This window comes from Devosia sp. FJ2-5-3, from assembly GCF_029201545.1.
Taxonomy (GTDB): domain Bacteria; phylum Pseudomonadota; class Alphaproteobacteria; order Rhizobiales; family Devosiaceae; genus Devosia.
Map to the genome: position 1 here is coordinate 1,246,463 of NZ_CP104007.1, position 22,151 is coordinate 1,268,613.

The 22,151-nt window shown below is 62.2% G+C and carries 25 protein-coding genes; 10 read left to right on the top strand and 15 right to left on the bottom strand.

Annotation, left to right across the window (positions count from 1 at the left end; genetic code table 11):
* Window positions 1-21: 21 nt before the first annotated feature.
* Genes N0P34_RS05955 through N0P34_RS05970 form a run of 4 tightly spaced genes read left to right on the top strand, consistent with a single transcriptional unit; the run spans window position 22 to window position 5,279 of the window.
* Entirely contained in the window at window positions 22-1,032 is a 1,011-nt protein-coding gene (locus N0P34_RS05955; protein WP_275606931.1) for an ABC transporter permease, read from the top strand.
* Window positions 1,029-2,216 carry an ABC transporter permease gene (locus N0P34_RS05960; protein WP_275606099.1) on the top strand — a complete coding sequence of 396 codons (1,188 nt, stop codon included), beginning with the start codon at window positions 1,029-1,031 and terminating at the stop codon, window positions 2,214-2,216. The genes N0P34_RS05955 and N0P34_RS05960 overlap by 4 nt, the downstream gene beginning before the upstream one ends.
* A 9-nt stretch (window positions 2,217-2,225) precedes the next feature.
* Window positions 2,226-3,890, top strand: coding sequence for an ABC transporter ATP-binding protein (locus N0P34_RS05965; protein ID WP_275606100.1), 1,665 nt, complete (start codon window positions 2,226-2,228; stop codon window positions 3,888-3,890).
* Window positions 3,891-3,911: 21 nt separating this feature from the next.
* Window positions 3,912-5,279 (top strand): alpha-glucosidase/alpha-galactosidase, encoded by a 1,368-nt coding sequence (locus tag N0P34_RS05970; RefSeq protein ID WP_275606101.1) that lies wholly within the window; start codon window positions 3,912-3,914, stop codon window positions 5,277-5,279.
* A gap of 23 nt (window positions 5,280-5,302) precedes the next feature.
* Here the strand turns inward: N0P34_RS05970 and pth are convergent, their stop codons facing one another.
* From pth to lgt, 7 genes are all read right to left on the bottom strand, one after another.
* Entirely contained in the window at window positions 5,303-6,013 is a 711-nt protein-coding gene (gene pth / locus N0P34_RS05975; protein ID WP_275606102.1) for an aminoacyl-tRNA hydrolase, read from the bottom strand.
* A 72-nt stretch (window positions 6,014-6,085) separates the two neighbouring features.
* Window positions 6,086-6,697 (bottom strand): 50S ribosomal protein L25/general stress protein Ctc, encoded by a 612-nt coding sequence (locus tag N0P34_RS05980; protein WP_275606103.1) that lies wholly within the window; start codon window positions 6,695-6,697, stop codon window positions 6,086-6,088.
* A gap of 141 nt (window positions 6,698-6,838) precedes the next feature.
* Window positions 6,839-7,195 (bottom strand): hypothetical protein, encoded by a 357-nt coding sequence (locus tag N0P34_RS05985; RefSeq protein WP_275606104.1) that lies wholly within the window; start codon window positions 7,193-7,195, stop codon window positions 6,839-6,841.
* Window positions 7,196-7,252: 57 nt separating this feature from the next.
* Entirely contained in the window at window positions 7,253-8,185 is a 933-nt protein-coding gene (locus N0P34_RS05990) for a ribose-phosphate pyrophosphokinase (RefSeq protein ID WP_275606105.1), read from the bottom strand.
* A gap of 117 nt (window positions 8,186-8,302) precedes the next feature.
* Window positions 8,303-9,067, bottom strand: a complete 765-nt coding sequence (gene pgeF, locus N0P34_RS05995) for a peptidoglycan editing factor PgeF (RefSeq protein WP_275606106.1) — start codon at window positions 9,065-9,067, stop codon at window positions 8,303-8,305.
* Complete coding sequence (locus tag N0P34_RS06000; protein WP_275606107.1) at window positions 9,064-10,143, bottom strand: SAM-dependent methyltransferase; 1,080 nt, start codon at window positions 10,141-10,143, stop codon at window positions 9,064-9,066. The genes pgeF and N0P34_RS06000 overlap by 4 nt, the downstream gene beginning before the upstream one ends.
* A gap of 11 nt (window positions 10,144-10,154) precedes the next feature.
* The gene (gene lgt / locus N0P34_RS06005; RefSeq protein ID WP_275606108.1) at window positions 10,155-10,979 is read right to left on the bottom strand and encodes a prolipoprotein diacylglyceryl transferase; all 825 of its coding nucleotides are present in this window, start codon (window positions 10,977-10,979) and stop codon (window positions 10,155-10,157) included.
* A gap of 240 nt (window positions 10,980-11,219) precedes the next feature.
* On the opposite strand from lgt, the gene N0P34_RS06010 reads away from it, so the two are divergent.
* The 4 genes from N0P34_RS06010 to proC all read left to right on the top strand — a co-directional run bounded on the left by N0P34_RS06010 (window position 11,220) and on the right by proC (window position 13,762).
* A complete protein-coding gene (locus tag N0P34_RS06010; protein ID WP_275606932.1) occupies window positions 11,220-11,471 on the top strand; it encodes an accessory factor UbiK family protein in 252 nt (83 codons plus the stop codon).
* Window positions 11,472-11,474: 3 nt separating this feature from the next.
* On the top strand, window positions 11,475-12,197 hold the full coding sequence (locus N0P34_RS06015) for a metallophosphoesterase family protein (RefSeq protein ID WP_275606109.1): 723 nt from the start codon (window positions 11,475-11,477) through the stop codon (window positions 12,195-12,197).
* Between the two features lie 243 nt (window positions 12,198-12,440).
* Window positions 12,441-12,941: a YbjN domain-containing protein gene (locus N0P34_RS06020; protein ID WP_275606110.1), complete on the top strand. Its 501-nt coding sequence runs from the start codon at window positions 12,441-12,443 to the stop codon at window positions 12,939-12,941.
* Window positions 12,941-13,762: a pyrroline-5-carboxylate reductase gene (proC, locus tag N0P34_RS06025; RefSeq protein WP_275606111.1), complete on the top strand. Its 822-nt coding sequence runs from the start codon at window positions 12,941-12,943 to the stop codon at window positions 13,760-13,762. Before N0P34_RS06020 ends, proC begins: the two co-directional genes overlap by 1 nt.
* Before the next feature lie 33 nt (window positions 13,763-13,795).
* Here proC and N0P34_RS06030 read toward each other — a convergent pair whose 3' ends face one another.
* Window positions 13,796-14,314, bottom strand: a complete 519-nt coding sequence (locus N0P34_RS06030; protein ID WP_275606112.1) for a MarR family transcriptional regulator — start codon at window positions 14,312-14,314, stop codon at window positions 13,796-13,798.
* 134 nt (window positions 14,315-14,448) lie between these two features.
* Here N0P34_RS06030 and N0P34_RS06035 point away from each other — a divergent pair, with 134 nt between their 5' ends.
* Window positions 14,449-15,339: a branched-chain amino acid aminotransferase gene (locus N0P34_RS06035; protein WP_275606113.1), complete on the top strand. Its 891-nt coding sequence runs from the start codon at window positions 14,449-14,451 to the stop codon at window positions 15,337-15,339.
* 184 nt (window positions 15,340-15,523) lie between these two features.
* Here the strand turns inward: N0P34_RS06035 and N0P34_RS06040 are convergent, their stop codons facing one another.
* The 7 genes from N0P34_RS06040 to N0P34_RS06070 all read right to left on the bottom strand — a co-directional run bounded on the left by N0P34_RS06040 (window position 15,524) and on the right by N0P34_RS06070 (window position 21,633).
* Window positions 15,524-15,967 (bottom strand): molybdenum cofactor biosynthesis protein MoaE, encoded by a 444-nt coding sequence (locus tag N0P34_RS06040; protein ID WP_275606114.1) that lies wholly within the window; start codon window positions 15,965-15,967, stop codon window positions 15,524-15,526.
* Between the two features lies 1 nt (window position 15,968).
* Window positions 15,969-16,220 (bottom strand): MoaD/ThiS family protein, encoded by a 252-nt coding sequence (locus tag N0P34_RS06045; RefSeq protein WP_275606115.1) that lies wholly within the window; start codon window positions 16,218-16,220, stop codon window positions 15,969-15,971.
* On the bottom strand, window positions 16,217-16,783 hold the full coding sequence (pgsA, locus tag N0P34_RS06050; protein ID WP_275606116.1) for a CDP-diacylglycerol--glycerol-3-phosphate 3-phosphatidyltransferase: 567 nt from the start codon (window positions 16,781-16,783) through the stop codon (window positions 16,217-16,219). The genes N0P34_RS06045 and pgsA overlap by 4 nt, the downstream gene beginning before the upstream one ends.
* A 240-nt stretch (window positions 16,784-17,023) precedes the next feature.
* Entirely contained in the window at window positions 17,024-18,097 is a 1,074-nt protein-coding gene (locus tag N0P34_RS06055) for a 3-deoxy-7-phosphoheptulonate synthase (RefSeq protein WP_275606117.1), read from the bottom strand.
* Window positions 18,098-18,365: 268 nt separating this feature from the next.
* Complete coding sequence (locus N0P34_RS06060) at window positions 18,366-18,869, bottom strand: pyridoxamine 5'-phosphate oxidase family protein (protein ID WP_275606118.1); 504 nt, start codon at window positions 18,867-18,869, stop codon at window positions 18,366-18,368.
* Window positions 18,870-18,973: 104 nt separating this feature from the next.
* Entirely contained in the window at window positions 18,974-20,854 is a 1,881-nt protein-coding gene (gene uvrC, locus N0P34_RS06065) for an excinuclease ABC subunit UvrC (RefSeq protein WP_275606119.1), read from the bottom strand.
* The gene (locus N0P34_RS06070) at window positions 20,851-21,633 is read right to left on the bottom strand and encodes an SDR family oxidoreductase (RefSeq protein WP_275606120.1); all 783 of its coding nucleotides are present in this window, start codon (window positions 21,631-21,633) and stop codon (window positions 20,851-20,853) included. The genes uvrC and N0P34_RS06070 overlap by 4 nt, the downstream gene beginning before the upstream one ends.
* 175 nt (window positions 21,634-21,808) lie before the next feature.
* On the opposite strand from N0P34_RS06070, the gene N0P34_RS06075 reads away from it, so the two are divergent.
* Window positions 21,809-22,126 (top strand): hypothetical protein, encoded by a 318-nt coding sequence (locus N0P34_RS06075; RefSeq protein WP_275606121.1) that lies wholly within the window; start codon window positions 21,809-21,811, stop codon window positions 22,124-22,126.
* Window positions 22,127-22,151: the final 25 nt, after the last annotated feature.

Here is a 22,151-nt window from a genome sequence, read left to right on the forward strand (position 1 = left end):
GATACTTTCGAAGAGGCCCAGATGCTTCGATTTCTCGCATTCCGCATCCTTGGCGCGATCCCGCTGTTGTTTCTGCTCAGCATCGTGACCTTTGCCATCATCCAGGCGCCGCCGGGGGATTATGGCGATACGATCCGGTCCATGTTGATCAACCAGGGTGGCGTTCCTGCCCCCCAGGCGGAGGCGCAGGCCGAGCTTTATCGCGAAGCCAATGGCCTCAACGACCCCATGATCGTGCAGTATTTCCGCTGGATTACGGGCATCGTGACGCGGTTCGATTTCGGGCATTCGTTCTTCTACAACAAGGAAGTCGGCACCGTGGTCGCCGAGCGGCTGCCGGCGACGATCGCGCTGGCGCTGGTGTGCCATGTGCTCGCTTCGCTCCTGGGCATCGGGCTCGGCATAGTTTCGGCGACGCGGCAATATTCGTGGATCGATACTGGCCTGGGGATCATCTCCTTCCTCGGGATGACCATTCCGCGCTTTCTGCTCGCCATCATCATCCTCTATCTCCTCGTCTTCCGGCTCAATGTTTCGGAAGTGGGCATGTTCTTTTCGGCCCGCTATGGCGGCGCGCCCTGGAGCTGGGACAAGTTCGTCAATCTCGTCCAGCATGTGTGGCCGGTGGTGTTCATCGCCACCTTTGGCGGCCTCGCCTATAATATGCGGGTGATGCGGGCCAATCTGCTCGACGTGCTGAACAGCCAATATGTCGAGACGGCACGCGCCAAGGGCCTGCCGGAAGGCGCGGTGATCATGAAGCATGCCGTGCCCAATGCCCTGCACCCGCTCGTCGCCTATCAGGGCGTGGTGCTGCCCTACATGCTCACGGGTGAGATCGAGGTGGCGATCGTCTTCGGCCTCGCCACGGTGGGGCCGGCCATTGTCGGCTCGATGGGGGTGGGCGACGTCTATGTTACCGCCACTTTCATGCTCGTCCTCGCAACGACACTCATCATTGGCAATATCATCGCCGACCTGCTGCTCGTCGCGCTCGATCCTCGTATCCGTCTGGGAGGGAAGGCCGAATGAGCAAGATCGATACACACTCCTCCATTCCCCTTCCCACCGATGTCGCTGGCGGTCCTGCGCCGACGGCGTTCGAAGAGGCCGATACCGGCACGGTGGCGACGCGCTTCGGATCCAGCAACGAGACCTATGCGGCGCTGGTCTGGCGGCGTTTCCGTCGCTCAACCATGGGCATGATCGGCCTCGTCCTCGTGGGAATGCTGCTCGTGGTTTCGGTCTTCGCCGATTTCTTCGCGCCGATGGACCCCAAGGCGACGAATTTGCCATTTGCGCCACCCGATCTCATCGCCTTCGAGAACCCGGAGGGCAATTTCAGCCTCATTCCCTATGTCTATCCCATCGGCGATACGGGGGAGTTCGATCCAATTACCTTCCAGCCGCTGACCGGAGCAAAGAAGGACGACCCGACGCCGACCGGCTTCTTCGTTAAGGGATATTCCTATCACCTGCTCTGGTTCATCCCGTCGAACATCCACTTTTTCGGGTCGACGGACGGGCGGCCACTCCAATTGCTGGGGACGGACAAGTTCGGGCGCGACATCCTTTCGCGCGGGATTATCGGCTCGCGGATATCGCTCACCATTGCCCTGGTTGTCGTCGCGATCACAACGATTGTCGGCACGCTGGTCGGGATTACCTCCGGCTATATCGGCGGGCGGCTGGATGCCTGGGTGCAGCGGTTCGTCGAGTTCGTGCTCGCCTTTCCGCAATTGCCGCTCTACCTGGCACTGACTTCGCTAATCCCGGTGACGGCACCCTCCAATGTGTTCCTCAGTTTCGTGATCTTCGTCATGGCGGTGCTGGGGTGGGCGCAATTGAGCCGGGAGGTGCGGTCCAAGACCCTGTCGCTGGCTCGCATCGACTATGTGCGGGCGGCAATCGCGGTCGGTTCGTCTGACGCGCGCATCATCACGCGGCATATCCTGCCCAATGTGCTGAGCCACATCATCGTTTCCATCACGCTGGCTATTCCCAGTGTCGTGCTGCTGGAGAGTTTCCTCGGCTTCCTCGGCTTTGCAGTGAAGCCGCCACTGATTTCCTGGGGGCTGATGCTGCAGGATACCGGGACTTTCTCCGTCATCGGCTCCTATCCCTGGATCCTGTCTCCCGTCATTTTCGTGCTCATCACCGTCTTTGCGTTCAATGCGCTCGGCGACGGGTTGCGTGATGCGATCGATCCATACTGAGGTGCTGCGATGAGCCAGAAGAACAATGTTGCCGCAGAGCGCCACGATCTCGGCCAGCACGGCCGAGAGCTGATCCTCGATGCCAGAAATGTCGCCGTGGATTTCAAGGTCGAGGGCGGCATCGTCAATGCGGTCCGCGACGTGTCTTTCCAATTGCACAAGGGCGAAACCATCGCACTGGTGGGGGAGAGCGGTTCAGGCAAATCGGTGACGGCGCGTACGCTGATGAAGCTGCTGACCAAGCGGGCAACGATAGGCAAGGACACGCGCATCACACTGTCCGGCAAGGATGTCGTCGCCATGGACGACAGGCAGATGCGCAAGCTTCGCGGCAATGACCTCGCCATGATCTTCCAGGAGCCGATGAGTTCGCTCAACCCCGTCTACACGGTTGGCCAGCAGATCTGCGAAATCATTCATCTGCATAATCGCGTCTCCCGCAAGGAGGCCATGGACCGGGCGGAAAAGCTGCTCGAGGAAGTACAGATCCCCGAGCCACGGGCCCGCCTCAACAATTATCCGCACCAGCTCTCGGGCGGCCAGCGCCAGCGCGTCATGATCGCCATGGCCCTGGCCAATCGCCCGGATGTGCTCATTGCCGACGAGCCAACGACGGCGCTTGATGTGACGGTGCAGGCGCAAATCCTCAATCTGATCAAGGATCTCAAAGACAAATACGGCATGGCGGTGATCCTGATCACCCACGACCTGACCATCGTCCGGCAATTCTCGGATTATGTCTATGTGATGCAGAACGGCCGGGTGCAGGAGCACAATTCAACCGAGGCGCTGTTTTCGAACCCCCAGCATGCCTATACCAAGCATCTGCTCGCCTCCGAGCCCAAGGGGACCGCATTGCCCCTGACGGAGGGAGCACATGACACGGTGCTCGAGGGGCAGAACGTCAAGGTGACCTACACGCTCAAGCGCGGGGGCTTCTTCAAGCCGGACTTCTTCGAGCTCAAGGCGGTGGATGATCTCGACATCAAGCTCATGCGCCACGAAACGCTGGGTATCGTGGGGGAGAGCGGGTCGGGTAAGACGACCTTCGGGCAGGCGCTGATCCGGCTCATCGGCAATCAGGGCGGGCAGATCTATTTCGATGGCGAGCCCATCCACGACAAGGATCGCAAGGCGATGCGGCCACTGCGCAGCCGCATGCAGATCGTCTTTCAGGACCCTTTCGCCAGCCTAAATCCCCGCATGTCCATCGGCCAGATCATTTCCGAGGGGCTGGCGGTCAATGGCATTGGCGCCAATGGGCGGGAGCGATCCGAACGGGTGCGCCAGGCGTTGCGGGATGCCGGCATGCCGGACACCATACTCAACCGCTTTCCGCACGAATTCTCGGGTGGGCAGCGGCAACGTATCGCCATTGCCCGGGCCATCGCGCTCGAGCCCGAATTCATCCTTCTCGACGAGCCCACTTCGGCGCTCGATCTCTCTGTTCAGGCCCAGATCATCGACCTGCTGCGCAAGCTGCAGGACGAAAAGGGCCTCTCCTACCTCTTCATTTCGCACGACCTCAAGGTGGTGCGGGCCCTGTGTCACAGGGTGATGGTCATGCAGCACGGCAAAATCGTGGAACAGGGGCCGGTCAATGAAGTGCTCATCAACCCCAAGTCTGAATATACGGCCCGGCTGGTCCGCGCCGCATTCGAAATAGCCGCCTGAATTTCCGGAGCTTTCTCAAAAATGGCAAATCCCAAGATCACCTTTATCGGTGCGGGCTCGTCGGTGTTCATGAAGAACATCGTGGGCGATATTCTTCAGCGTCCGGCGCTGGCCGGCGCGACGATCCGCTTGATGGACATCAATCCCAAGCGGCTCGAGGAAAGCGAGATCATCGCGAAAAAGCTGATCGCGACGCTCGGCGTGGCTGCGAGGGTTGAGACCTATGCCAATCAGCGCCAAGCGCTGGACGGCACCAATTTCGTCGTCGTCTGCTTCCAGATCGGCGGCTACGAGCCCTCGACGGTCATCGATTTCGACGTGCCCAAGAAATACAATCTGCGCCAGACCATCGCCGATACGCTGGGGGTTGGCGGTATCATGCGCGGGCTTCGCACCGTTCCACATCTCTGGAGCATCTGCGAGGACATGCTCGAGGTCGCTCCCGACGCGATCATGCTGCAATATGTGAACCCGATGGCCATCAATACCTGGGCCATTTCGGAAAAATACCCGACGATAAAGCAGGTTGGCCTTTGCCACTCGGTGCAGGGCACGGCGATGGAACTCGCGCACGACCTCGATATCCCATACGAGGAAATCCGTTACCGCTCGGCCGGCATCAACCACATGGCGTTCTATCTCAAGTTCGAGCATCGCCAGCCGGATGGAAGCTACAAGGACCTCTATCCCGAGCTTCATCGGGCCTATCGTGAGGGACGTGCGCCAAAAGCCGGCTGGAACCCGCGCTGCCCCAACAAGGTGCGCTACGAGATGATGACGCGGTTGGGCTATTTCGTCACCGAAAGCTCAGAGCACTTCGCCGAATACACCCCCTATTTCATCAAAGAAGGCCGGGAAGATCTCATCGAGAAGTTCGGTATTCCGCTCGACGAATATCCAAAGCGCTGCGTCGAGCAGATCGCCAAGTGGAAAAAAACCAGCGAAGATTATCGCAAGGCCGACCGCATCGAGGTGAAACAATCGAAGGAATACGCCTCGTCCATCGTCAACTCGGTGTGGACGGGTGAGCCGTCGGTTATCTATGGCAATCTGCGCAATAATGGGGTCATCACCTCGCTGCCGAACAATGCGGCGGTCGAAGTGCCGTGCCTTGTCGACGAGAACGGCCTGCAGCCGACCTATATCGGCGATCTGCCACCGCAACTGACGGCGCTGATCCGCACCAACATCAATGTGCAGGAACTCACCGTGCGGGCGCTGATGGATGAAAATCCGGAGCACATCTACCACGCGGCGATGATGGACCCGCACACGGCCGCCGAGCTCGATCTCGAGCAGATCTGGGCGCTGGTGGACGATCTGCGCGAGGCCCATGGCGCCATGTTGCCCGAGTGGGCGCGCGGCTCCCGCAAGGCGCGCGTGGCCTAGTTCGAGCAGGGCAGGGGCGGGTTTTACTCGCCCTTGTTTCCAAACAGCTTGCTCAGCATATCCGCCATCGGGCCTGATTTGGGGACGCTGGCCTGCGGCTGGGCTTGTCTGGCCTGGCGGATATGGCTCTGGGCCTTGGGCGCAGGGGCAGGCTTTGCGGCGTCGTCCGCGCCCTTGGCGGCCACTGCCAGCTTGTTCATGAAGCCGGCGTCGTCGCCCTTGAGCAACATGCCCACATGGCGGCCGATATCGTCGAGCAAGGGATCGAGCCAGGCCTTGTCGGCCTTGGCGAAGTCGCCGAGCACGTGGTGGGTAACGAATTCCTTGCCGGGGTGGCCGATGCCAAGCCGGACGCGCTTGTAGTCGAGCCCGATCTGCGGGTCGATGGAGCGGAGGCCGTTATGGCCGCCATTGCCGCCGCCGATCTTGACCCTGACCTTGCCGGCGGTGAGGTCGAGTTCGTCATAGAAGACGATAATGTCGGCCGGTTCGATCTTATAGAAGCGCGCGACCTGCTGCACACTGTCGCCGGACTTGTTCATGAAGGTCTGCGGTTTGAGCAGCAGCACCCTGTCCCCGCCGATAGTGCCTTCCGCCAGAAGCCCGGCATGCTTTGACTTCCACCCCGAAATGCCGTGGGCGGAGGCGATCGCGTCGATGGCCATGAAGCCGATATTGTGGCGGTTGCCCGCATATTGGGCGCCCGGATTGCCCAGGCCGACGAGCAGTTTCATGAAAGCAAGCCTTGCAAATGACTGAGGCGGCCCAAAGGCCGCCCCAGAAAGCTATCGTGAGAACTACCGAGCTTACTCGGAAGCTTCCTCACCACCGGCAGCTTCTTCGGACTTGAGGCCCGACGGAGCAACGACGGTTGCGATGGTGAAATCGCGGTCGGTGATCGCCGGGGTCACGCCCTTGGGCAGGGTCACGGCCGAGATATGGATCGAGTCGCCGATTTCGGTGCCGGTCAGGTCGACCGTGATGGCATCCGGAATAGCGTTTGCCGGAGCGACGACTTCGACGGTGTGACGCACAACGTTGAGCGTACCACCGCGCTTCAGGCCGGGGCTTGCTTCTTCATTGATGAAGTCAACATGGACTTCAACGTGAAGCTTGGCATTGCCGGAGACGCGCAGGAAGTCGATGTGGAGCGGCTGGCCCTTGACGACATCGAGCTGATAATCGCGCGGGATGACCTTGTGGATCGTGCCGTCGACATCGAGATCGAGAACGTGCGACTTGAAGCCGCCGGCATAGATCGCCTTGTGAGCGTCCTTGTAGGCAACGGAAACGGCGACGGGGGACTTCTTGTCACCATAGATAACAGCGGGAACGAGTCCCTGACGACGAGCTTCGCGAGCGGCCCCCTTGCCCACTCCGTTACGCGCCTGTGCCTTGAGCACTTTGGTCTCAGCCATGGAAAGCATCCATTGGGTTGGTGTATGGCGTCATCTCAACGGCATACGCGCCCGTCCTCCAGGGGTGACGAGCGCTTCATGGGGTCGGGATATAGAGGAAAGGGGCAGGGCGGGCAAGGGATTCTACCCCTGCAAAGGCTGTTAGGGCCCCGGCATGGGGAGGCATTCGAGAATCTCGACGCCAGTGCCCGGAAAAATACTGAAATGGGGGTGGTTCTCGAACATCCTGGCCGCCGCCTCGTGGGTGTCAGCCTCGACGATCACATAGGCCGCAATGGCGTTCTTGAAGGGGTGGACACCGCTGGGATCGGTCAGCATGGTCTTGCCCAGAGGCGAACCGATGTCGCGGATGGCCTGCTTGTGCCGGCTCATCCATTCGCCCCACGCTGCCATGGCGTCGAGATTACGCTGTGAGCGTTCGGCATCGGTCAGCGCGTTCCAGCGCATCTGCGCCTCGGAGTCCGGTGACCCCATATAAAGAGCCAGAAATTTTGGCATGGCATCCTCCTCCCAAAGTGCACTTGGGGGGAGGATAGGAGCAGTCTGCGGCAGAAATCAGTCGAAAAGGCTCGAGACGCTCTGTTCGCTCGCGGTGCGGGCGATGGCTTCCCCGATGAGCGGGGCAATGCTGATCCGGCGGATATTGGCCGCTGCCTTCGTGGCATCGGTGTCCTGGATGGAATCGGTGACCACCAGTTCCTTGAGCTTGCTGGCAGCGATGCGCTCGGATGCGCCCTCGGACAGCACGCCGTGCGTGATGTAGGCCGAAACTTCCTTGGCACCGGCCTTGAGCAGGGCTTCGGCAGCGTTGACCAGCGTGCCGCCGCTGTCGACGATGTCGTCGATGAGGATACAGGCCTGCCCCGAGACGTCACCGATGATGTTCATGACTTCCGAGACGCCGGCGCGCGGGCGGCGCTTGTCGACGATGGCGAGGTTGGCGCCAATGCGACCGGCGACATTGCGGGCGCGGATCACGCCGCCGACGTCAGGCGAGACGATCATGACGTTCTTGACGTCGTAATTGTCCTTGATGTCGCGGACCATCACCGGGGCGGCGGTGAGATTGTCGGTCGGGATGTCAAAAAAGCCCTGGATCTGGCTGGCGTGGAGGTCCAGCGTCAGCACGCGGTTGGCGCCGGCCTCGGTGATGAGGTTGGACACCAGCTTGGCCGAAATCGGGGTGCGCGGCGCGGACTTGCGATCCTGGCGGGCATAGCCGAAATAGGGAATGACAGCGGTGATGCGCCGCGCCGACGACCGCCGGAGCGCATCGGTAAGGATGAGCAATTCCATGAGGTTGTCGTTGGCGGGATAGCTCGTCGACTGGAGAATGAAGGCGTCTTCGCCGCGCACATTCTCGTGCACTTCGACATAGACTTCCTTGTCCGCGAAGCGCTTGACCGTACAATCGGTGAGCGGGAGTTCCAGATAGCTGGCGACGGCTTGGGCGAGGGCGCGATTGGAGTTGCCGGTCACCAGTTTCATGGGGCGCGATCCTGTCTCAAACAGTCCCTGGGGCGGGGGACCTTCCAGTTTCGCGGCACCTTTATCGAGTCGTTCCGGCAATCGCAACGACCCATTGGTCGCATATGTAATTTATAGCTAAACGAGTCCGATGACAGATATTTGACGGCCGGTGCGCTTGCCCTGGTGGGTGGCGTGACGGTGGGAGAAGTAAGCCTGCGGCTGGGCGTAGGTGCACTGCGCCAGATTGCTTGCCGGTGGCAGGCCGATCGACTGGGCCTCGGCGACGAGAAACGCCGGGAGGTCGAAATGGGGTTTTCCCGCGGGCGGCGTGAAAAAAGCGTTCGCTGCTGCAGGGTTGATAGACAGCGCCTTGGCCTTAAACTCTTCGCCGACCTCGTAATTTTCTCCGCTGATCGTCGGGCCGATCGCCAGGAGAATGCGGCGGCGCTGGGCCCCGAGAGCCTCCATGGCGGTTACCGTATTCTCGAGTATGCCGCCGACCGCGCCCGCCCAGCCAGCATGGGCGGCACCGATGATGCCGGCATGAGGATCGACGAGCAGAAGCGGGGCGCAGTCGGCCGTCAACACGCCGATCAGAATATCGGCCCGTCTGGTGACGAGGGCGTCGGCCTCGATCGCCCTGTCGGGAATAGCGCCCGCTTCAACCGTCACGACGCGGGTGGAGTGGACCTGCTTGAGGGTGACCAGGGGCGCGCTGCCGAGGTTTTCGGCGACGATGGCGCGATTTCTCTCCACATTATCCGAGTTATCCCCGGTGGAGACGGAAACGTTGAGACTGTCGAATTCGCCGGTCGACACGCCGCCTTGCCGGCCGAAAAATCCGTGTCGTACCAATCCTGTCGCTTCGAGTTCTCCCGCTGTTTGCGCAAGATCTATCATGAGGCGAACCCGGGGGGGATAAGTCCGGGGCTGTGAGCGCAGAAGACCTTGAACAGCGTGCCCATCTGGTCCTCATTGACGAGACGATCCCGGGCGATGCGAATGTCTTCGGCGGAACCGGGATTGGCGCGAGACAGGGCGCCGGCGCGCTCTCCGATGCCCAATTGCAGGAGGAAATCGCCCTGGGTCACAACGGGCTGGGTGGCGATGCCGGCAAGCCGGGCGGCACCGATCAGCGCACCGAAGTCCACATGCGCCGAGAGGTCGGTTTCGCCAGGATTTTCAAGGACATCGGCATAGGCGTGGTTGCGCACGCCCTGCAGGGTTTCGCCGGTTCGGGTCTCGGCATAACCATAGTCTATGGCGAGGATGGCGCCGCCCTGGCGGGCGACCAGCTTGGACAGGACCGACATGACTTCGCCAGCGGCGAAGGACACTTCATAGACGGTGTCGAGTTCGGCGGAAGCGACCGCATCGGGCAGGGCTTCGGGCGGGATCGGGGTGGGCGAGAGGCCGAAGACGCGCTTGCCGTCGGCGAGGCCGACCTGGCGCTCGTGCCAGCCATCGGGCTTGCGGACAAACTGGCGGATCGGCAGGGCGTCGAAGAACTCATTGGCAATAATGAGGATCGGGCCCTCGTCGAAATTCTCGAAGTTTTCCAGCCATTTGGGGTCGTAAACCTCAAGGCGCGAACGCTGCTGGCCAGTGAGGACCGGGTTGGTCTCGAAGAGCTTCAGCTTCAGCGCGTCTCGAAAACCGGGGGCGCGGCAGGCGACGCGCAGGATATCGGCCATGAGGGTACCGCGGCCGGGACCCAGTTCGAGCAGGTTGAAGCTCTTGGGCTCGTCCATCTGCTGCCAGATATTGACCAGCCAGAAGCCGATGAGCTCGCCAAACATCTGGGAAATTTCGGGTGCGGTGATGAAGTCGCCCTTGGCTCCAAGTGGGTCCGGCCCCTTGTAATAGCCCTTGGTGGGATGGGTGAGGCAGAGGCCCATATAGGTGGCGATGGACATGGGGCCATTGGCAGCGATTTGAGTATCAATTTGCTGGCCAAGTGTTAGCGGACTGTTCACGTTTGGAGCCCCTAGAAGTGAATCTTGCTGTCGCGGCGCGACATGGCGTAGGCGATGAGCGCCAGACCGCCGAGGACGAGGGGCAGGCTGAGGACCTGACCCATGGTCAGCCAATTGCCGTAGAGATAGCCGATATGGGCATCGGGCAGGCGGACGAACTCGACGAGGATGCGCGAGAGCCCGTAGCCGACCCCGAAAATGCCGGCGACCAGGCCCGGCTTGCGCAGGGCGAAGAACACATTGGTGGCCAGCCGGATGACAATGAAAAGGAGGAGCCCTTCGAGGGCTGCCTCATAGAGCTGACTGGGGTGGCGAGCCACTTGCAGCGGGTCGGTCGGGAAGACGACGCCCCAAGGCAGCTCGGTCGGCGCGCCGTAGAGCTCGGAATTGATGAAATTGGTGATGCGGACCAAAAAGATGCCGATGGTGGCGACGGCGCCGAGCAGATCCAGCGAGGACAGCCAGTTTCCGCCCTTGGCGCGGGTGAACAGGATTGCCGCGGCCATCAGGCCCAGCATGCCGCCATGGTAGGACATGCCGCCGTCAAGCGTGTTGAGAATTTCGAGCGGGTTCTGCGCGTAATAGGGGAAATTGTAAAAGAGCACATAGCCCAGCCGGCCGCCGAGGACGATCGACAGCATGGCCCAGAAGGCGAAATCCCAGATGTCGGCGGCCTTGAAGGGCGGTGTGCCCTTGTGCCAGAGGCGCTCATTGCGCAGCAGCGTATAGCCATAGGCGGCGCCGAGCAGCACGCCCATGAGGTAGCCAAGGGCATACCAGCGCACGGCGAAGGGGCCGATGGCGAAGGCGACGGGGTCGATATTGGGGAAGGGCACCCGTGTTTCTCCAGATGGCTGGTCACGCACGCGGGCGCGAAATCATTGCAGTGACTTACCCCCCTCCCGCCCTCGGCCTCAAGAGGGGAGGTGAAGAAAGAGAGGTTTGACGCGTTGTGCCCGGGGCGAAAAATGACGGTATCGGTCCGGGCTGAGTGCATGTGCCGCTCTGGTCAAGCCGTGCCGGCTCCCCTAAATAGGAAGCGAACGCGGCAGCGCCAAATGAAGAACGGAACAGCGATGAACCAGAACAACAGGATTTTCGACGGTCTCGGTCGGCTGATGAACGAAGCAGCAGGCGTTGCGGACGGCGTGCGGCGCGAGGTTGAAACCGTGGCCAAGAGCCAGGCCCAGCGCATCGTTGCCGATATGGAGCTGGTCAAGCGCGAGGATTTCGACGCGCTGCGCGAGCTGGTGCAGGTCCAGGGCGAAGAGATCGATGCCCTGCGCAAGGAAATCGCCGCCCTCAAGGCCGAACAGAAGCCCGCCTGATCGTTGCGTCTGGCGGTTCTCTCGGACATTCACGGCAATGCGCCGGCGCTCGAGGCCGTGCTGGAGGATCTGGCCCGCCTGAGCGTCGACGGGATCGTCGTGCTGGGCGACCATGTCAGCGGCCCCGTCGATCCCTCGGGCGTGGCGCAGCGCCTGATGGCGCTGGGGGCGCTGTGCATTCGTGGCAATCACGATCGTTGGACCGTTGATCTCGGCCTGCCAGGCTCGGGGAAGATCGATGTTTTTGCGCGTGGGCAATTAGCGCCGGACCAGCTCGACTGGCTGGCCAATTTGCCGGCGACCGCCCAATGGGGTGACGAGGTCTTTCTCTGCCACGGCATACCGAGCGACGACGAAACGCCCTGGCTCGACAATTTTTATACAGACAGGGTCGCGGCGCTGCCGGACGAGGCCAGCGTCACTGCGCGCGCCGATGGAATCGATTTTCCGGTGATCCTTTGTGGGCACACCCATATCCCGCGCACTGTGCGCCTGGCCGACGGTCGTCTGTTGTTCAACCCGGGCGCCATCGGCATGCAATTGGTGCAGGGACTGCCGGATGCGCGCTATGGCATTCTCGAGAAGCGGGCGCGCGGCTGGCAGACCAGCATCATCAGCGTCCCCTATGACCATCAGGCCGCCGCCGACCGTGCGGCCGAGAATGGATTTCCGAAGTGGCGCGCCTCCCTTTTAGGGGGCTGGGTCGGTCCCGAAAGCCTGCGCTGATGGACCAGCAATAAGCGCAAGAAACGCTTGGCATTGAGCGTTTTTTAACTTTTGCGTTTTCGTCATCCACAAGAGATTGAGTCCGCCGGGTGCTGTTTCTCCCCAGAAACGGCGGGGTGGGTGTAGCATTCTTGGTGTGGACGATTCGTAGACCTTTTCGTGCGGCGAGCCGTCCAGCGCGTATCCCGAGCCATGCGGTACGATGCCGCAATCTTCATGCGTGATGCAGGACGGAACCGGTCAATGCCTGTGATTGAATTCGAGCCCGATCGTTCGTCCCACCCGGTGGACCTGGTCGAGCATATCGCCGCCATCAATGATTGGAATTTCGAGCGCCAGGACGCAGACGAGATTTCCATTTCCGTGCGCGGCGGCTGGAGCGACTACCACGTCTCGTTCAACTGGATGGAAGACCTCGAATCTCTCCATATCGCCTGCGCATTCGACCTGAAGGTGCCCGAGGCGCGTCGGGGGGAGATCAAGCAATTGATCAGCCTCGTCAACGAACAATTGTGGATCGGCCACTTCGATATCTGGCACAAGGAAGGCGTGGTGCTGTTTCGCAATTCGCACCTGCTGACCGGGGGCGCCGATGTGTCGCCGCAGCAATGCGAGGCCCTGCTGCGGTCCGCCTCGGATAGCTGCGACCTCTATTACCAGGCATTCCAGTTCGTGGTCTGGGCCGGCAAATCTGCCGCCGACGCGCTGAGCCACGTAATGTTCGAGACCGTTGGAGAAGCGTGATGAGCGATCTGCGTTCGCTGGGTCCGGTTATGCTGGTCGGCGCCGGAAAGATGGGCATGGCGCTGGCCGAAGGCTGGCTCGACGCCGGCATGCCCCCGAGCAATCTGGTGCTGGTCGACCCTAATCCGGGTGAGGCAGCGCAGGCGCTGGCCGCGGACAATGATCTCGTCATTCATTCCCAGGCAGCCGGGCTGGTGCCCAATGTGCTGGTGCTGGCCGTCAAGCCGCAGATCATTTCGGCAGTGATGGAGGGTCTTGAGCCGGTTATCGGCCCGCAGACGCTCGTCGTTTCCATCGCGGCAGGCGTTTCCATCGAAAAGCTCAGCCAGGGCCTCGGCACCGGGCGCATCGTGCGCACCATGCCCAATACGCCGGCCCAGATAGGCAAGGGCATAACCGGAGCGGTTGCGGGGCCCGAAGTGGCGCGCGCCGACAAGGACGCTGCCAACGCCCTCCTGGCTGCCGCCGGGGCGGTGGTGTGGTTTGACGGGGAGCGCGATCTCGACGCGGTGACTGCCGTTTCCGGCTCGGGTCCGGCCTATGTGTTCAACCTGGTGGAGGCCATGGCCGCAGCGGGTGTCGCCGAAGGACTTCCCGAGCATATCGCCATGCAGCTGGCGCGCCAGACGGTGATCGGGGCTGCAGCGCTGATGGAGGCCGATCCGGCTCCGGCCAGCGTCTTGCGCCAGAACGTGACCTCGCCCAAGGGCACGACCGCCGCCGCACTCGACGTGCTGATGGCGGCAGACGGTCTTGAACCGCTGATGAAGCGGGCCGTGGATGCCGCGCGCAAGCGCAGCGAGGAACTGGGGCAGGGCTGAGGCCCTGCCGGCGGCCCCGGGGAGCGGCGCTTCCTATAGATTTACGGTCAGATTGAGCCTGTCCAGCACCGCATGGTCGGCCGGGTCCACCATGCCGACGAAGAACTTGCGCAACACGGTTGCGCTTTCCGGTGGCAAGGCGGCGATTGACGCCTTGATGCGGCTGGCCTGCGTGGCCGAGAGGGCAGCGAAAAAGGCGCGGCCCTTGTCGGTGGCGTAAAGAAGACGCTGGCGGCGATCGGACTGGCCGGTTTTCTGCTCGATATAGCCATTGTCGATCAGCTGGCGCAGCACCCGGGCCAGGCTCTGCTTGGTGATCTTGAGGACATCGAGAATGTCGGCCACGGGCATGCCCGGCCGCAGATTGACGAAATACAGCACGCGGTGATGGGCGCGGCCAAACCCTTGACGCTCCAGCAATGCGTCGGCATCACCCGTGAAGTCGCGATAGGCAAAGAAGAACAGGCCCATAATATCGAGCGGCAGATCTTCGTCTCCAGAAAGGGCAGAATTTATGTCAGCCTTGTTGACATTTTTTAGGCTCTCTGCCATTTTCACTCCATCAAACCGCCGTTCCGTCTTATCCCAAAGACATTCAGGTTTGCCAAGGCCATGGGCCGTGAGGCATATTTGACGGAATGACCGTTCGAAGACGGCACCACAATTTAAGTATGTTGGAGAGGACTATGGCAGGCCTGCCCATGGACCAGCGTGATGGCTGGATCTGGTTCGATGGCGAACTCAAACCGTGGAAGGACGCGAAGATTCACGTGCTGACGCACGGGCTTCACTACGCCAGCTCGGTATTCGAAGGCGAACGCGCCTATGGCGGCGAAATCTTCAAGTCGCGCGAGCACACCGAGCGTCTGATTCGCTCGGCGGCGACGCTGGACATGCCTTTCCCCTACACTGTCGAAGAGATCGAAGCGGCAAAGCGCCTGGTTCTCGAAAAGAACGGCCTGGTCGACGCCTATCTTCGTCCCGTCGCCTGGCGCGGTTCGGAGGAACTGTCGGTTCCTGCGCGCAACAACAAGGTGCATGTGGCGATCGCCGCATGGGTTTGGCCGAGCTACTTCTCGACCGAGGAGAAGCTCAAGGGCATTCGCCTCGAATGGAGCAAGTGGAAGCGCCCGAGCCCGGAAACCATTCCGTCTTCGGCCAAGGCTGCCGGTCTTTACATGATCTGCACGCTCTCCAAGGACGCGGCCATGGCCAATGGCTATGCCGACGCGCTGATGCTGGACTATCGCGGCTATGTGGCTGAGGCCACCGGCGCGAATGTGTTCTTCATCAAGGGCAAGGAAATCACCACGCCGACGCCGGATTGCTTCCTCAATGGTATTACCCGCCAGACGCTTATCCAGCTGGCCAAGGAAAACGGCTTTACGGTCACCGAGCGGCATATCATGCCGGAAGAACTCAGCAGTTTTGACGAGTGCTTCCTGACCGGTACGGCCGCCGAAGTGACGCCGGTTTCGCTGATCGGCGAATACAGCTTCACCCCCGGTGAAGGTTGCCGCACGCTGATCGACGCTTATTCCGCAGCGGTTCAGCCCAAGCAGGCAGCGGCAGAATAAGTCTTTTCCGCTGATAGAATTTGAGAAGGCCGGGCAGTGATGTCCGGCTTTTATTGTTTTTAGCGAGTAGCACCCCCGCCGAGCCTTCCCCTGGCCAGGGGGAGGGATCGGCCGGTGGCGCGCAGATATTGAGGCAAGAACCGCCGTGCCCCTCCCCCTGACCAGGGGCGGTTGGGTGGGGGTGTCAGCCCCAGCGTTCGCGGGCGGCGTCGTCGGCGGGCTTGGCTTCGACCCAGTTTGTGCCGGTCGCGGTTTCTTCCTGTTTCCAGAAGGGCGCGTCGGTCTTGAGGTAGTCCATCAGGAACTGAGCACCGTCGAAGGCGGCTTGCCGATGGGGGGCAAGGGCCATGACCTGCATGATCGGCTCGCCGGGCACCAGGCGCCCGTGGCGATGGATGATCGCAGCGTCGGTGAGCGCGAAGCGGGCGATGGCGGCGTCGCGGATGGCTGATATCTCGTTCACGGCCAGTTCGGGATAGCATTCGAGGATGAGCGCGGTGATCGGGCGCTCGGGGAGGGACCGGACGAGGCCGGTGAAGGTGACAGCAGCGCCGGCGTCGGGGTGGTTGGCCTGGAAGGCGGTGAGCTCGGCGCCGGGATCAAAGGGGGCGCTGGTGACGCGGATCATTTCAGCCACCGGTCATGGGCGGCAGGATGGCGATGGTGTCGGCACCCTCGATGGGCGTGTCCCAGGGGACGATGCGGGCGTTTTTCGAGAGCTTGAACTGGGCCGGATTGGCCATGGCGAGGTCGAGCGCTTCGTCATTGGCGCACAGCCAGGTGACGAGATCGGCGAGGGTTTCGACATCGGCGGGCGGGTTGACCTCGTCGCCGGCGCGGTTGAGGCGTTCGCGCAGCCAGGCGAAATAGAGGATTTTCATTTGCCGACGCCGGAAAGGTGCGGCCAGCTGGCGCGAAGATATTGCCAGCCGGTCCAGAGCGTGAGGATGCCGGCAAGCCAGAGGAGAATATCGGAGGCAAGGCCCAGGCCGGGGATTATGCGCTCGGCGAGGACGAAGGCGAGAGCGACGAGCTGGATGGTGGTCTTCCATTTAGCCAGCTTGCTGACGGGCAGGACCACGGTCTTGTTGCCGAGAAATTCGCGCAGGCCGGGAATGAAGAGTTCACGGAACAGGATGGCGACGACGGGGATCATGTCCCAACCCGAAAAGCTGCCGTCCCACGCCAAGGCGGCGATGAGAATGCCGACGAGCAGCTTGTCGGCAATGGGGTCGAGCATGCGCCCGAGATCGGAATACTGGTTCCAGGCGCGCGCGAGATAGCCGTCCAGCCAGTCGCTGGCGGCGGCGAGCACATAGAGCGCCAGCGCGACGATGCGCAGGGTGATGTCGCCATTCATCACCAGCCAGGTGATGGGGATGATCGCAAGGATGCGAGCGATGGTGATGATGTTCGGGACGAGCGTAAGCGGGTTTCTGGCCATGGCCGGAGAGAACAGGAATGGCGGCGAGGGGTCAAGGTAGATTGGAGGGGATGGGTAGGATCACCCCCTCCCAGCTTTGCTACGGCCCTTTGGGCCGAGCGACGCTACCTCCCCCTTCGGAGGGGGAGGTGGGACGGAGTCGAGGGGTAAGGGAGTTGGGGCAGATTCGCCCCCACCCCAGCGCCACTACGGCCTGACGGCCTAGCTCTGCTACCCTCCCCGGGGAGGAAGGAAGGGAAGTTATGCGACGGCCTGGGTGGTGGCGGCGCGGCGCTTGGAGACGGAATCGGCAAGAGCCTCGAGAGCGGTGACGGTGGTGTCCCAATCGATACAGCCGTCGGTGATCGACTGGCCGTAGACCAGCTCCTGGCCGGGGATAAGGTCCTGGCGACCGGCGACGATATTGGATTCGACCATCACGCCGATGATGCGCTTGTCGCCGGCGGCGAGCTGGTTGCCGATCTCGGCGAGAACCTGGGGCTGGTTTTCAGGCTTCTTGGAGGAGTTGGCGTGGCTGGCGTCGATCATGATCGCAGGGGTCAGGCCCGCCTTGAGGGCGGCATTGGCCGTGTCCTCGACGCTCTGGGCATCGTAATTGGTGGTCTTTCCGCCGCGCAGGATGATGTGGCAGTCCTCATTGCCGGTGGTCGAGGCGATGGCCGAGCGACCGTCCTTGGTGACGGCGAGGAAATGATGCGGCTGGGAGGCGGAGAGCACGGCGTCGAGCGCGATCTTGACGTTGCCGTCGGTGCCGTTCTTGAAGCCGACCGGGCAGGAAAGGCCGGAGGACAGCTCGCGGTGGATCTGGCTTTCCGTGGTGCGCGCGCCGATGGCAGCCCAGGAGACGAGATCGGCAATGTATTGCGGCGTCGTCATGTCGAGGAATTCGCAGGCGGCCGGCAGGCCGAGATTGGCGATGTCGAGCAGGAGCGCGCGCGCGGTGTGCAGGCCCTGGTCGATATTGAAGCTGCCATTGAGATCGGGGTCGTTGATGAGACCCTTCCAGCCGACCGTGGTCCGCGGCTTTTCGAAGTAGACGCGCATGATGATCTCAAGCCGGTCGCCCAGGCGTTCGCGCAACGGGGCGAGGCGGCGCGCGTAGTCCATGGCGGCGGCGGGATCGTGGATGGAGCAGGGACCAACAATAACGGCCAGGCGATCATCCTGGCCGGTCAAGATATTATGGAAATCATGGCGCGCGGCGAGCACCGTGCGGGTCGCCGCATCGGTGCGCGGATGCTGGCGCATGACCTCGATCGGCGTGGTCAGGGTCTTGATTTCGGTGATGCGGAGATCGTCGGTGGATTTGAGCATTTTCGTTGGCTTCCTGGGTTATTCAGGAGGCGGCCAAGAAAAAAGCCGCCTCGAAAGTCGGGCGGCTGGCTTGCGATTTGGGTCTAATCTTTGTCGGGATCAGGACGCGCGCGCATTAGCCTCCGCCGGGAGCGGATAGCTAAAGTACCAATAAAAGGTGGCTGCGTTGATCATGGCAGGGAAGCTAGCGCCGAGTCTCCGGCTTGTCGAGTCCCGACTTTCGTAGGGGGCGTCGAGCCGTCCAGCGAAGGACGGCCCGAAATTGGTCCTAGAGGTCGACCTTGGCCGTGTCGCCCATTTCGGGCTTGGCGCCGGTGGCGGCCGCAAACAGCATCTTTGCCCCTGCGATCAGCTTGTTGGGGCTATCCCAGACTTCGCCATCTTCCGGGGTGACCTTGAGAAGGCGGATCTGGGGATCATTGGCATCGTCCCACCAGGCCTTGTCGAAGGCGCTCCACAATTGCTCGATCTTTGCGCGGTCATTGGAAACGATGGCATCGCCGGCAATAACGGCATAGCGATGTGCGCCATTATCGGCCCAGGCCAGCGAGACATGAGGGTAGCGCTCGATTTCCTGGAGCTTGTGGCCCTCGAGGTCGGTGAGAAAATAGATGGCATTCTCTTCGCGGCGGACGCGCGCCGACATGGGGCGGCTGCGCTGCTGTTCGCCATCCCAGGTGGTGAACATGCAGATGTCGATCTTTTCAGCCAGCTCCCAAACACGGTCGGCAGCTTCGTCGGGGGGAAGAATGTTGTTGTTTTCTTGGGTCATGGGGTCAGCTCCTGGCTTGGTCAGGTTCGAACGGATGACGGCCAGACTGGTTGCGGAAGCGCGGCGGCGGATCGATCACATCATGGAGTACGATCGCACCCGCGCTAGGTGCGATTGAAGTGATCGTAAATGAGCTGCGCCATGGCGCCGGAGATGGACGGCACGGCCTGGAGATCGAGGAGGGAGGCGCGGGATACCGCCTTGGCGGAGCCAAAATGGTTGAGGAGGGCGCGCTTTCGCGTCGGGCCGATACCTTCGATCTCGTCGAGCGGGTTCTTGATGGCGTCCTTCTTGCGCTTGGCGCGGTGCGTGCCGATGGCGAAGCGGTGGGCCTCGTCGCGCAGGCGCTGGACGTAGTAGAGCACCGGATCGCGGTGGGGCAGCATGAAGGCGTCGCGACCCTCCATGAAGAATTTTTCGCGACCGGCATCGCGGTCCTCGCCCTTGGCGATGCCGATGAAAATCACTTCCTTGGGCAGGTTGAGGGTGGCGATGACCTCGCGCACGGCGCTCATCTGACCGGCGCCGCCGTCGATGAAGACGAGGTCGGGCCAGTCGGGCATGCCGGTGTTTTCATCCTCGGCGTCGGTTTCGCTTTCGGCGGCGAGGCGGGCAAAGCGGCGGGTCAGCACTTCGCGCATCATGCCAAAATCGTCGCCGGCGGAGATGTCGGATTTGATGTTGAAGGTGCGGTAGTGCTTTTTGGAAAAGCCCTCTTCGCCCGCCACCACCATGGCGCCGACCATGTTGGTGCCGGAAATGTGGGAGTTGTCGTAGATCTCGATGCGGCGCGGCACGTTTTCCAGCGCGAATGTCTCGGCGACGCCCTCGAGCAGGGCGCGGTGTGAGGCGCCTTCGGCCAGCTGGCGGCCAAGGGCTTCGCGGGCATTGTTGAGGGCGTGATTGACGAGATCGCGCTTCTCGCCGCGCTTCGGCTGCTCGATATAGACCCGGCGCCCGGCGCGGGAGGAGAGGGCCTCTTCCATGAGGGCCGGCTCGGACAGCTCGTGGCTGATGAGAACCAGCCTGGCCGGCGTGCGGTCTTCATAGAATTGGGCGATGAAGGCTTCGAGCACTTCGGCGTCGGTAAGGCTGGCATCGGCGCGGGGGCGGTAGGGGTAATTGCCCCAGTTCTGGAAGGCACGGAAGAAGAAGACCTGCACGCAGAACTGGCCGCCCTCGTGGTGGATGGCGAAAACGTCGGCTTCCTCGACCGTCTTGGCGGTGGCGTCGCCCTGGCTCTGGATGAGGGCAAGGGCGGAAAGGCGGTCACGAATGAGGGCGGCGCGTTCGAAATCGAGGTCCTCGGCGGCCTTGTTCATGTCCGCCTGGAGGTGATCCTGGACGCTGCGCGACTTGCCGGAGAGGAATTGCCGGGCGTCCTCGACGAGTTCGCCATAGGCTTCGAGGCTGATCTCGCGGGTGCAGGGGCCGGCGCAGCGCTTGATCTGGTATTGGAGGCACGGACGGGTGCGGCCGGCGTAAAAACTGTCCGAGCAATTGCGGAGGAGGAAGGCCTTTTGGAGGCTCGCAATGGTACGGCCGACGGCGGTGGCCGAGGCGAAGGGGCCGAAATAATGGCCGGGCCGCCGGCGGGAGCCGCGATGCTTGGTGAGCTCAGGCGCCTCATGGTCGGTGGCGATGAGGATATAGGGGAAGCTCTTGTCGTCGCGCAGCAGCACGTTGAAGCGCGGCTTCAGCCGCTTGACCAGATTGGCCTCGAGCAGCAGCGCTTCGGACTCGGTTTCGGTGCGCACGAACTCCATGCCGACCGTGGCCGCTATCATGCGCTGGATGCGCACGGGCAGGCCTTCAGGGCGCGTGTAATTGGTGACGCGGGCCTTAAGGTTGCGGGCCTTGCCCACATACATGACCTCGCCCTCCGCATCGAGCATGCGGTAGACGCCGGGGGCCGCCGGCAGGGTACGGACAAAAGCCCGGATGATTTCCGGGCCGGAACGGGTCGGGGTCGGTTTTTCGGTCATTGTCGCGGAGTGGGCCCGCGCCTGGCGGGAAATTCGAGATGCTTGCCGCCATCGAGGGCGAGCATCTGGCCGGTGAAGGCCGGCATGGAGAGGATGGCCAGCACGCCCTGGGCGATGGCTTCGGGATCGGCGTGACGCTGCAGGGGCAGGGCCTTCACGCCCTGTTCGAACTCTGACTGGGTCTGGCGCGAATGGGGCAGGACCGGGCCGGGGCCGATGGCGTTGACGCGAATAGCGGGGGCCAGGGACTGGGCAAGCGTCTGCGTTGCCGTCCAAAGCACCGATTTGGACAGGGTATAGCTGAAATAGGCCGGGCTGAGATGAAGCACCCGCTCGTCGATCATGTTGACGATATTTCCCTCGGCGCCCTGCGGCAGCTGGTTGGCAAAATCACGTGCCAGAAATATGGGGGCTTCGGCATGGATCGCAAAATGCTGGTCCCACAATTCTTCGTTGATATCGCGGGCAGAGTCCGGATCGAAGATGGACGCGTTGTTGACGAGGGTGGTGAGGGGCCCGAAGAGATCGAGTGCCCTGGGGATGACCGTAGCGCGATCGCCGCGATTGCCGAGATCGGCCTTGAGAATCTCGGCCCTGCCGCCCGCAGCGCAAATCTCGTCTTTCAACTGGCAGGCCCCGTCGGTGCCCGAGCGATAATGGATGACGACCGCATGGCCGGAGCCGGCAAGGGCTCGGGCAATGGCGGCGCCAATGCGGTCGCTGGCGCCTGTGACAAGCGCGACTGGGGCGTGAATCGAAGCTGGGTTCGGATGTGACATCGCGCGGACCATAAGACGGTTCGGTCGGTTTCTTCAATCGGGGCGTGCAGTAAAGGCGAGAGGCTGCTGACAGGGAGCGGCAGCAGGTGGGGGCTTTTGCCCGTCCAGGAAGGGGAGTAGCCTTCCCAAAGGGCTCAACGAGGGGTTGCGCCCTTTTTGGGAGGAGGGGGACATAATGGACGTTATCGTACCCATTTTGGTGCAGCTGATCGCTGGCGCCGCAGGCGGCAATGTCATCGGGCAATTGGCCAAGTCCATTCAACTGGGCACGGCCGGCAATACGATCGTCGGGATTATTGGGGGCCTGGCCGGGACCTGGCTCGCCGGCATCATTCCCGGACTGGATGGCCTGGTGAGGGCGGGCGCCGCGGATGGGGTCGCGAGCGGGCTCGATCTTGGTGCGCTGGCCGGGCAAGGGGCCACCGGCCTTATCGGTGGCGGACTGCTGACCGCAATAGTGGGCGCCATCAAGTCGGCGATGGCCAAAGGCTGAACCAGCAGCTACCAATGCCGTGCCT